The following is a 10623-nucleotide window of genomic DNA, read 5'->3' on the forward strand; positions in this document are numbered from 1 at the left end:
CGAGAACGCGGACTTCCGCGTCCGTTCCGTCGACACCAAGCCGTACACCCGCCGTCCCGCGGCGCCGTTCACGACGTCGACCCTTCAACAGGAAGCCGGCCGCAAGCTGCGCTTCACCTCCAAGAGCACCATGCAGATCGCCCAGCGCCTGTATGAAAACGGCTACATCACTTATATGCGTACCGACTCGTCCGCCTTGAGCGACGAAGCCCTCACGGCGGCACGCCGCCAGGCCGCCGAGTTGTACGGTCCCGAGTACGTGCCGCAGTCTCCCCGGGTCTACGCCAACAAGGCTGCGAACGCGCAGGAAGCCCACGAAGCCATCCGCCCCGCGGGTGACTCTTTCCGCACCCCGGCCCAGGTTGCAAACCACCTGACTGGCGATGCTTTCCGGCTCTACGAACTCATCTGGAAGCGCACCATCGCCTCCCAGATGGGCGACGCCAAGGGCTCTACCGCCACCATCCGCCTCGGCGCAGTGGCTACCGATGGGCGCGACGCCGAATTCTCGGCCTCCGGCACGGTCATCACCTTCCCCGGCTTCCTCGCAGCCTATGAAGAAGGCAAGGACGAGAGCCGCGGCGACGACGACTCCGACGAAGCCCGGCGCCTTCCCAACGTGGCCAAGGACGATTCCCTCACGGCTTCGGACATCATTGCTATTGGCCACGAGACCTCGCCACCGCCGCGGTACACGGAAGCATCCCTGACGGCGGAGCTGGAAAAGCGCGGCATCGGCCGCCCGTCCACCTATGCGTCCACGATCTCCACCATCCAGGACCGCGGCTACGTCCGGAAGCAGGGGTCTGCGCTGGTTCCCAGCTGGATCGCCTTCTCCGTGATCCGCCTGCTGGAGCAGCACTTCACCGACTACGTGGACTACGAATTCACGGCAGACATGGAAGGCGACCTGGACAAGATCGCCAACGGCCAGGCTGTAGGGGCCGCTTGGCTCAAGCACTTCTACTATGGTGAAGACGCCGATCCCGGCCTGCTGAGCATCGTCAACAACCTTGGTGAAATCGATGCACGCGAGATCAACTCGGTGCCGATTGCCGAGGGCATCACGCTGCGCGTCGGGAAGTTCGGCCCGTACTTGGAAAGTTCGATCCCCACCGTCGACCCCAAGACCGGCGAAGTCGTGGAGTCGGCGCGTGCCAACGTCCCCGAGGACCTCGCTCCGGACGAGCTCACTGCGGCCAAGGCCGTGGAGCTCATGGAAACGGCTGCCCCCGAGGAACGCGTCCTGGGCGCGGACCCGCACACCGGACACACCGTGGTTGCCAAGAACGGCCGATACGGCGCCTACGTCACTGAGATCATCCCGGAGATGACCGAGGAGCAACTGGCAAACCAGCCCGTGGAGTACTACAAGAACGGCAAACCCAAGCCGCCGAAGAAGCCCGTCAAGGCAAAGCCGCGCACGGGTTCGCTCTTCAAGTCGATGTCCGTTGATTCGGTCACGCTCGACGAAGCCATTCAGCTCATGAGCCTGCCCCGCGTGCTCGGCGCGGACGCCGAAGGCAACCCCATCACGGTGCAGAACGGCCGTTTCGGGCCCTACCTGAAGAAGGGCACGGACTCGCGGTCCATCGGATCCGAGGAAGAGATCTTCACCATCACCCTGGAACAGGCGCTGGAGATCTACTCCCAGCCGAAGCAGCGGGGCGCGCGTGCCGCCGTACCGCCCCTGGCTGAGTTCGGTCCGGACCCTGTCTCGGAGAAGAACATCGTGGTGAAGGAAGGCCGTTTTGGCCCATACATCACCGACGGCGTCACGAACATCACCGTTCCGCGGGCCACGTCCTTGGAGGAGCTGACCCGGGAGCAGGCCATCGAACTGCTCGCCGAGAAGCGCGCCAAAGGCCCGGTCAAGCGGACCACTACGGCCCGCAAGGCGCCTGCGAAGAAGGCTGCGGCAAAGAAGTAGCTCGCGCCGAGATCGTGGGTGTGGGCCGGGGCTGCGTTCTGGAACGCAGCCCCCGGCCCACACCCACGTATTGGGTTTCCTGGGTTTCCACATAGCTTGATTGGCCGCTTCCGGGCTCTCCGCCGCTCACCGAAACTGGTGCAGTGAACAGTTACGGAAACATCGACTCCGTTGTCCCGGTGGACCCGCTCGCGGAAGTTTGGGATTACTTGGAACCGGCGAAATCCCCGGCACTGTCCGCACCACGGGGCCCTCAAGCCGCCGCAGTTCCAGCGCTCACGAGCATTGGCGCGCCTCCGCTTCCGGATGGGAACATGTGGCGGACAGAGGAGTTGCTGTCCCAAGGACTGAGCAAGCGACGTATGAACGAACACCTCCGATACGGCTCACTGGTAAGGGTCCGCACGGGAGTCATGGTCCGTGGCACGTTCTGGCGTGGGCTTTCGGACGATGACCGGGAGCGCGCCCGGTTGGCGGCGTATTGCCATAGGACCCTCCGCGTCACGGCGGATGGGCTTACGTTCAGCCACACCTCCGCCGCCCGTCTGCACCGTTTGTATTTGTGGAGGGCTGATCAATTGATCCACGTCATCATTCCGTACCACGCAGCGAGCGGATCCCATGCGGCCGACGTCAGGGCTCATTCAGGCCTCCTCCTGCCTGGGCAACGGATCGAGATTGATGGACTTCCAGTGACAGCACTCGACCGCACCGTTCTGGACTGCGCACAGATACTGAACTATCGGCAGGGCCTGATTCTCTTGGACCACGGCTTGAGGCTCGGATGCAACCGTGAGTGGCTCGAGTCAGCGTGTGCCGGTCTAGTCGGTGCCCGGGGAGTCACGGCGTTCCGAAAAGCCTTGGCCTTCGCGAACCCATTGTCCGAATCCCCGGGCGAGACATTGACGCGGGACGCTATCGCGAAGCTCGGATTCCCGGATCCCGTGCTCCAGCTGCGGGTCCAAACACCCCGTGGCGCCTACCGGTTCGACTTCGCGTGGCCGCACCTTCGAGCCGCGCTCGAGTTCGACGGCAAGGCAAAGTACTTCGACTACAAGCCAACTGCGGAAGTGATCTTCGAAGAGCGGCAAAGGGAGAAGCTGCTGGCCGAGCAGGGCTGGCGAATCCTGCGTATTGATTGGAAAGGTCTCTTCGACGAACACGGCCTGAAAGTGCGCCTGCTCAGGCTTCTTCGGGGGTGAGATCGTGGGTTCGGGCCGAGGACTACGTTCCGGAACACAGCCCCCGGCCCCCACCCACGATCTCGGCGCCGAGCCGCCGGGAATTGCTTCCGGCGGGGGAACCGTGATCGAGTGGAACCATGACAGATCAGCCTGCAGCCCCGGATTCCCTGCCCTTGAACGACCTTGAGTCCAAGCTCGCAAAGGCCGGGCAACCCGACGCGAACCCGGTGGACGTCATCCTGTCCTTCCTGAACAACGAGGTCTACATCCTGAGCACCGACTCCCTGGATAAGCCTGACGCCGCCGTGGAGCCTCTTGTCCTCGCCAACTCCGAGGGTCAGCCTGTCCTCGCCGTGTTCAGCCACCCGAGCCGGTGGAATCGCACTTCCTCGAAGCCGCGCCCAACGTCCTGGGCACCCACGGTTCAGCGATTCTGGACAGCATCGGCGACGAGCTGGGCTTGGTGATCAACCCCGGCAGCGAGCACGGCTTCGAGATGGGCCCCGAAGGCATTGCGAACGTCCGCCGCGACTTTACCCGCGCGGACGAAGCCGAAGAAGCCCACGAAGCCACCGCCCCGGCCGCAGATGTGGACGCGGAATCACGCACCGGCGGACCCCAGGATTAATTGACTAACCGCCGGCACGAATCGGCAGTCGTAGTTGCTTCACACGCTTCGAATCGGGGAATAATGGCAGAATGCGTCTTGGCGTCCTAGACATCGGTTCCAACACCGTCCATTTGCTTTTGGTGGACGCGCATCCGGGCGCACGCCCGGTCGCGTTTGCCTCCCACAAGCGACCGCTTTCGCTGGTTCAGTTCCTGGACGCCGACGGTAACATCAACGACGCCGGACAACACGAGCTCATCGAATTCGTCCTCGAAGCGTGGGAGTTCGCAGCCCGCCACAAGGCCGAGGATCTCCTGGCATTTTGTACCTCGGCCATCCGCGAAGCCACCAACGGCGTCGAGGTCCTTGCCCGGGTGAAGCACGAGACCACTGTGACCCTGCAGGAACTGACAGGCAGCGAAGAAGCGTCCATGACGTTCTTCGCGGTCCGACGCTGGTACGGCTGGGGCGCCGGTCCGATCCTGGACCTGGACATTGGCGGCGGCTCTTTCGAAATGGCGTTTGGCCAGGACGAATTGCCCGAGCTCGCGGTGTCCGTACCGCTGGGCGCCAGCCGTTTGACGAGGGACTGGCTCCACAATGACCCGCCCACGGCAAAGAGCGTCAAAGAGCTGCGCAAGTATATTCGCCACACTCTCAAGCCGGTGGTGCGCGAGTTCAAGCAATTGGGCCGGGCCAACCTGGTGGCCGGGACCTCCAAGACCTTCCGTTCGCTTGCACGCATCGCAGGCGCGGCCCCCAGCGGCGCCGGTCCGTACGTCAAGCGGGAACTCCACGCCACGGACTTGGGCCTCTGGGCCCAGCGGATCTCGGCGATGACCGTCGAGGACCGGCTCTACCTCCCGGGCGTCTCGGATGCACGGGCGGCGCAGATCCTTGCGGGGGCGCTCGTCGCTGAGGCCGCATTGGAAATGTTCGAGTTTCCCAGCATGGAGATCTGCCCTTGGGCCTTGCGCGAGGGATTGATCCTGCGCCGGCTCGACCAGCTGATCTTCGATGGCCCGCTGGCCCCGGCTCCGCATGTCGGGCTCGGAGGTGCGGTACCGGTACCACGCCTGGGCGCCAACACCGGAACGGCCGCGCCAGCGGCAGTATCCATACCAATCCCCATCGCCGGGAGGCAGGCCAACTAACATGAGCACCGACGTCGAGCATTCCGAAGAAGACACGCCGAGGATCCCGGTGGCGCTATCCAGCGCCTCTGTCTATCCGCTCAGCGTCCATGACGCCTTTGCCGTGGCCCAGGACCTGGGGTACGACGGCGTCGAGGTGATGGTGACCAACAACGCCACCAGCCAGAACCCGGATGCACTCATCCAGCTAAGCCATCGATACGACCAGCAGATCGTCTCCATCCACGCGCCCACCTTGCTGCTGACCCAGCAGGTTTGGGGTCCGGCGTGGAACAAGATCGAGATGTCCTGCCAGATGGCGCGCGAAGTCGGCTGCAACACTGTGGTGGTCCATCCGCCGTTTCGGTGGCAGTCGAACTATGCGGAGAACTTCGCTGCCGGTGTGCGCGAGATCGCCGCGATGTACCAGGTGCACATCGCGGTAGAGAACATGTATCCGTGGCGTGTGCGCGGCCGGGAGGCGCTCGCGTACCTTCCGCACTGGGATCCGATGGGGCAGGATTACGACGACGTCACGTGGGACTTCTCGCACGCCGCCACCGCGGGTGCCAACAGCCTTGAGGCGATCCGGGCGCTCGGGAGCAAGCTGCGCCACGTCCACCTCACCGACGGTTCGGGCTCGGGCAAGGACGAGCACTTGATCCCGGGTTACGGGACCCAGCAGTGCGCCGAGGCGCTGCAGTATCTCGCATCCAACGGATTCGAAGGCACCGTGGTTGCCGAGATCTCCACGCGCAAGGCCAAAGCCGCCGGCGAACGCGAAGAGTGGCTCGCCGAGACACTGCGTTTCGCGCGCCAGCACTTGGGGGCGCCGCTCGTGGGAGCCTTCGAGATCTAGATTCCTTAAACGAGAAAGCACCGGCGGTCGATACGGGAAAATGGGGGGAAACCCGTTCGACCACCGGTGCTTGTGGCGGACATCCCCATGCCCGCCTCATCACTCGCACCCTCAATGAGGTAACTACTAAGTTACGGAGCGATATTGGGTGCAGCCTGCAATAATCTTGGGAACTAGCTGGGAATCCTCGGCGCCCCTAGACAGTGCTGCATTGGTTCTGCAGCGGAGCAGCTGAACTGGCATCATGGAGCCATGAGCAACCGAATCGCATTCCTTGGCTGTGGGTCCATGAACGAGGCCATTCTGGGGGGCCTGTTGGCTGCCGGAACGGATCCCTCGGACGTCGTCGCCACCGTACGCCGCGCAGAACGCGCCGCCGAACTGGCCGAGCGCCACCATGTCATGACCATCGCCGGGGCCGAGGAACCAGACAACAACAAGCTGGCCACGAAGGGCGCTTCGGTTGTCATCCTGGGTGTCAAGCCTGTGGGCATTGCCGATCTCGCCCGCGAAATCTCACCGTCGCTCGCCAAGAACACCATCGTGATCAGCGTTGCCGCCGCCGTGTCCATCGCCCAGCTGGAAGCAGCCCTGCCCGCGGGCCAGCCCGTCATCCGCACGATGCCCAACACGCCCGCCAAGCTCGGACGCGGGGTGATTTCAGTCTCGCCCGGGACCAACTGCACCCCCGAGCAGCTCCAGCAGGCCAAGGACATCCTCGCTGCCGCGGGCACGGTCGTGGAAATCCCCGAGGACCAGGTGGATGCCCTGTCCGCCATCAGCGGCTCGGGCCCCGCGTACGCCTTCTACCTGACTGAGGCCATGGCTGAGGCCGGCGTCGAACTTGGCCTGGATCCCGAACTCTCGCTCATGATTTCCTGCGAGACTGTGGCCGGTGCCGGTTTTATGCTCGCTGAGCCCGGAGCAGACCCCACGGCCCTGCGCATTGCCGTGACCAGCCCCAACGGCACCACCGAACGCGCCATCGCGGCCTTCAACGACGGCGGACTACCCGCGATCATCGCCGACGGAGCCCGCGCCGCAGCGGCCCGGGCCGCGGAGATCACACAGCAGCTGGCTTAGTTCCTCGCACCGCAGCTACGGCCGCGCAGCGAACCGTTCCAGCAGGTCCACGTGCCCTGACACAATCAGCATGTCGCGGCCGGAGACCTTCGTGTCCGGCCGGGCGTAGGTGAAGTCTTCGCCCGGGGATTTCACGCCGACAATGGTCACGCCGTACTTGGAACGGACCTTGGACTCATCCAGCGTGAAGCCCACGGTTTCCTTGGGCGGGTACATTTTCACGATGGCGAAATCGTCGTCGAACTCGATGAAGTCCAGCATGCGCCCCGAGACCAGGTGTGCCGCGCGCACTCCGGCGTCGGCCTCGGGGTAGATGACATGGTTGGCGCCGATGCGCGTGAGGATCTTGCCGTGTGAGGCCGTGATCGCTTTCACCCAGAGGTGTTCGATGCCCAGATCCACGAGGTTCACCGTGATGAGCACCGAGGACTCGATCGAGGTTCCCACACCCACTACGGCGGAGCTGAATTCCTGCGCGCCGAGTTGGCGGAGGGCATCGATGTTGGTGGCGTCCGCCTCGACGACATGGGTCAGCACGGAAGCCCAATTCTGGACGAGCGTGCGGTCCCGCTCGATGGCCAGGACTTCGCGTCCTTGCTTGACGAGCTGCTCGGCGGTGGCTGCACCGAATCGGCCCAAGCCGATCACCAGCACGGGCGCGTTGTGCGCCGGCCGGTTGGGGGCGCCTGTTGAATTAGCCAATGATCGGCCTCTCTTCCGGATAATGGAATAGCTGCCTGCGCTGGCGGAGGGCCAGGGCGGAGGCAAGGGTTATGGTGCCGATGCGGCCAGCGAACATGAGGGCGGCGAGGACGTAGACCCCCGCCGGCGGCAGTTCCGCGCTGAGGTTCGTGCTGAGTCCCACGGTGGCAAAGGCTGAAATAGTTTCGAAGAGCACCCGGTCCAGGCTCGCTCCGCTGATGGCCAACAGCAGGAATGCGGATACGCATACCAAGGTGGCACCGGCGACGATCACCGAGATGGCTACGCGCATGGTGCCCTCGGGGATCGTGCGGCCGTAGACCTTGACGTCGTCGTCGCCCCGGGCCTCAGCGACGATGGCGAGGAACATGACCGCGATGGTGGTCACCTTGATGCCGCCGGCCGTCGACGCCGAACCGCCGCCGGCGAACATGAGCGCGTCCGACAGCAGCCTCGTGGTCGAATCCATGTGCCCCTGGTCGACCAGGTTGAAGCCACCGGAGCGCGTCATGACCGAGGCGAAAATGGAATGCGTGATCTTGTCGCCGACGCTCATGTTGGCGATGGTGTTGGTGTTGTCCCACTCCATCAAGGCCCAGAGGACTGCGCCGGCAATGAGGAGGATCAAGGAAACCTGGATGGTCAGCTTGGTGTGGAGGCTCCACTTCCTCCAATTGAGGCCGTGCCGCCGGAGCACCAGCATCACCGGAAAGCCGAGGCTGCCGAGGAACACTCCAAGCATGAGCGGCACGAGAATCCACAGATCGGTCTCGTACGGCACGATTCCGTCGGAATGGGGTGTGAAACCGGCATTGTTGAAGGAAGAGATCGAGTAGAAGACTCCGTGCCAGACGGCCTGCCAGAAGTCCTCGCCGAGCGTCAGGAACCGGGGAATCATCGCGATGGCCAGGACGGCCTCGATGGTCACGGACGTCGAGATGACGATCCGCAACAATGTACCCACTTCGCCCAAGCGGCCGGCGTTGTTCATGGCCTCCTGCGCAATGAGCTTGCCCCTCACACCGAGCCGTTTGCTGACCATGAGCGCCAGGAGGGAGGCGAGTGTCAGGGTTCCCAATCCGCCGACGAAGATGCCGACGAGAATCACGAGCTGGCCGAAGAAGGTCCAGTGCGTCGCCGTCGACACAACCGTCAAACCGGTCACGCACACGCTCGAGACAGCGGTGAACAGGGCCTGGTGGATGGGAGTGACCGCACCGTCGGCCGATGCCGCCGGCAGGGAAAGCAAGCCGGTGAACAAGAGAATCGCGACAACGTAAGCGGTGAGCGCCAATCGGGCCGGTGAGGAGTTGGCGATGTTGTCGATGAAGTCGCGGATACCCGTGAAAATCCACAGGCCTCCCTGCTCCGGCTGGACGGTTTGCCAGCTGGCCGGGTCTAGGGACCTCGACTGGCTTTGAGTCATGGCAGTGCTGTTCGCTTCTGGTCGATTGATTCTGCTTTCCTGAGTAGTAAACCACTAATCGCCCGCTGTAACGGGGCAGGTGCGTTCCGCCGCTCGGGTAGCCTGTCATTGATGACTTCCTGGGCAGGCCTCCGTCCGTCCCCGCTGCCAACGACGGTGGCGTGGGATCCCGCCATGACCGCATACAATTTCGGTCCTTCGCACCCGATGGCCCCTGCGCGGCTTGAGCTGACGGCCAGGCTCGCCGCGGCGCTCGGACTTTTCGACCTGGAGCATGTGTCCGTCCAAGCGCCTGAGGTCGCGTCCGACGTCGAACTCCTGGCAGTGCACAGCGCCGAATATGTCGCCGCGGTGCGGCGTTCAAGCGAAGATCCGACGACGCCGGACCCGGAACGCGGGCTCGGCACCGAGGATGATCCAGCGTTTGCAGGGATGCACGAGCCAGCGCCCGGCTCGCCGGAGGGTCCTTGCTCGCGGCCGAGGCAATCCTGTCCGGGACCGCGGTCCGGGCCGTCAACTTCGGCGGCGGCCTTCACCATGCCTCCCGAGAGCGGGCCAGCGGCTTCTGTATCTATAACGACGCCGCTCTCGCCGTGCAGAGGCTGCTCGACGGCGGTGTCCGGCGGGTCGCGTACATCGACGTCGACGCCCACCACGGCGACGGCACCCAGAGCATCTTCTGGAACGACCCCAGGGTCCTGACGATTTCCCTGCACGAAAGCGGCTCTCGCTGTTCCCGGGAACGGGATTCGCCAACGAGATCGGCGGCCGGGACGCCCTGGGGACGGCCGTCAACGTGGCGTTGCCTGCGTGGACGGGGGACGCAGGGTGGTTGCGCGCCTTCCATGCCGTGGTACCCCAACTCGTGCAGGCCTTTGAACCTGAAGTCATTGTGAGCCAGCACGGCTGCGACTCCCACAAACTCGATCCCCTCACGCACCTCAACCTGAGCGTGGACGGCCAGCGCGAGGCAGCCAACGCCGTCGCGGGCCTCGCCGCCAGGTTCTGCGAAAACCGTTGGATCGCCACCGGGGGAGGGGGGTACGACATCACGGGAGTGGTACCGCGCACGTGGAGCCATTTGATCGGCATCGTGGCCCAACATCCTGTCCAGCTGACGGCTCCGGTTCCGGAGGCTTTCCGGAGCCATGTCAGGGAAAAGTACGGGGATACGGTTCCCGAACTCATGGGCGACGGCGTGGACACCTGGTGGCGTTCGTGGGAGGTCGGCTATGACCCGGCTGACGCCGTGGACCGCACCATCATCGCCACCCGCAAGGAAATCTTTCCGCTTTACGGTCTGGATCCCTGGTTCGACTGATAGCTGCTCGGCCGGCCGCGCAAGGCTGGGTCAACGCCGCGCGCATATGCGAAATAGTTGATGCCTTTTGGCGTATATGTCGCTAGGGTGGGAGGCATGGTGACTGACGACGTATTTGCCGTCATTGCTGAGGCAACCCGGCGTGACATTCTGGTTTCCCTCCGCTCTGGGGATAAGGCTGTGGGGGAACTGGTGGAGGAGCTCGCAGCGAGCCAGCCCACCATCTCAAAGCATTTGAAGGTACTCCGCGAGGCGGATCTCGTCAGCATGCGCGCGCAGGGACAGAAACGCTATTACGCGTTGAACCCGAAGCCGCTCGCCGGTGTTGCCAGCTGGCTGGAGACGTTCGACGTCGGACCCGCGAAGCCCGCGGAC

The 10623-nt window shown here is 64.2% G+C and carries 8 protein-coding genes and 2 pseudogenes; 8 read left to right on the forward strand and 2 right to left on the reverse strand.

Going from position 1 to position 10623, the window contains the following annotated elements:
• The 6 genes and pseudogenes from AHiyo1_RS18380 to proC form a co-directional block, all read left to right on the forward strand.
• Positions 1-1930, forward strand: a 1930-nt coding sequence (locus AHiyo1_RS18380; RefSeq protein WP_059389508.1) for a DNA topoisomerase, incomplete at its 5' end; no start/stop codon positions are given.
• A 314-nt stretch (positions 1931-2244) separates the two neighbouring features.
• Positions 2245-3132 carry a hypothetical protein gene (locus AHiyo1_RS18385; RefSeq protein ID WP_059389513.1) on the forward strand — a complete coding sequence of 296 codons (888 nt, stop codon included), beginning with the start codon at positions 2245-2247 and terminating at the stop codon, positions 3130-3132.
• A 119-nt stretch (positions 3133-3251) separates the two neighbouring features.
• A pseudogene (locus AHiyo1_RS18390) lies at positions 3252-3742 on the forward strand (SseB family protein).
• A 71-nt stretch (positions 3743-3813) separates the two neighbouring features.
• Positions 3814-4878 (forward strand): Ppx/GppA phosphatase family protein, encoded by a 1065-nt coding sequence (locus AHiyo1_RS18395; protein WP_084784591.1) that lies wholly within the window; start codon positions 3814-3816, stop codon positions 4876-4878.
• A gap of 1 nt (position 4879) precedes the next feature.
• Positions 4880-5716 carry a sugar phosphate isomerase/epimerase family protein gene (locus AHiyo1_RS18400; RefSeq protein WP_059389509.1) on the forward strand — a complete coding sequence of 279 codons (837 nt, stop codon included), beginning with the start codon at positions 4880-4882 and terminating at the stop codon, positions 5714-5716.
• Positions 5717-5968: 252 nt separating this feature from the next.
• Positions 5969-6799: a pyrroline-5-carboxylate reductase gene (proC, locus tag AHiyo1_RS18405; protein ID WP_059389510.1), complete on the forward strand. Its 831-nt coding sequence runs from the start codon at positions 5969-5971 to the stop codon at positions 6797-6799.
• A gap of 15 nt (positions 6800-6814) precedes the next feature.
• Here proC and AHiyo1_RS18410 read toward each other — a convergent pair whose 3' ends face one another.
• Together AHiyo1_RS18410 and AHiyo1_RS18415 are read right to left on the reverse strand one after the other, a co-directional pair.
• A complete protein-coding gene (locus tag AHiyo1_RS18410) occupies positions 6815-7453 on the reverse strand; it encodes a potassium channel family protein (protein WP_171983496.1) in 639 nt (212 codons plus the stop codon).
• 40 nt (positions 7454-7493) lie between these two features.
• Positions 7494-8927, reverse strand: a complete 1434-nt coding sequence (locus AHiyo1_RS18415; RefSeq protein ID WP_059389512.1) for a TrkH family potassium uptake protein — start codon at positions 8925-8927, stop codon at positions 7494-7496.
• A gap of 111 nt (positions 8928-9038) precedes the next feature.
• Between AHiyo1_RS18415 and AHiyo1_RS18420 the strand changes: the two are divergent.
• Positions 9039-10248, forward strand: a pseudogene (locus tag AHiyo1_RS18420) (acetoin utilization protein AcuC).
• 96 nt (positions 10249-10344) lie between these two features.
• On the forward strand, positions 10345-10623 hold a 279-nt coding region (locus AHiyo1_RS18425), incomplete at its 3' end, for an ArsR/SmtB family transcription factor (protein WP_148667660.1).

It is taken from the genome of Arthrobacter sp. Hiyo1, assembly GCF_001263615.2.
Classification (GTDB): Bacteria; Actinomycetota; Actinomycetes; order Actinomycetales; family Micrococcaceae; genus Arthrobacter.

Coding starts and splice junctions, on each gene's coding strand:
- AHiyo1_RS18395 (WP_084784591.1), top strand. CDS start 3,814: ATGCGTCTTGGCGTCCTAGACATCGGTTCCAACACCGTCCATTTGCTT.
- proC (WP_059389510.1), top strand. CDS start 5,969: ATGAGCAACCGAATCGCATTCCTTGGCTGTGGGTCCATGAACGAGGCC.
- AHiyo1_RS18400 (WP_059389509.1), top strand. CDS start 4,880: ATGAGCACCGACGTCGAGCATTCCGAAGAAGACACGCCGAGGATCCCG.
- AHiyo1_RS18385 (WP_059389513.1), top strand. CDS start 2,245: ATGTGGCGGACAGAGGAGTTGCTGTCCCAAGGACTGAGCAAGCGACGT.
- AHiyo1_RS18415 (WP_059389512.1), bottom strand. CDS start 8,927: ATGACTCAAAGCCAGTCGAGGTCCCTAGACCCGGCCAGCTGGCAAACC.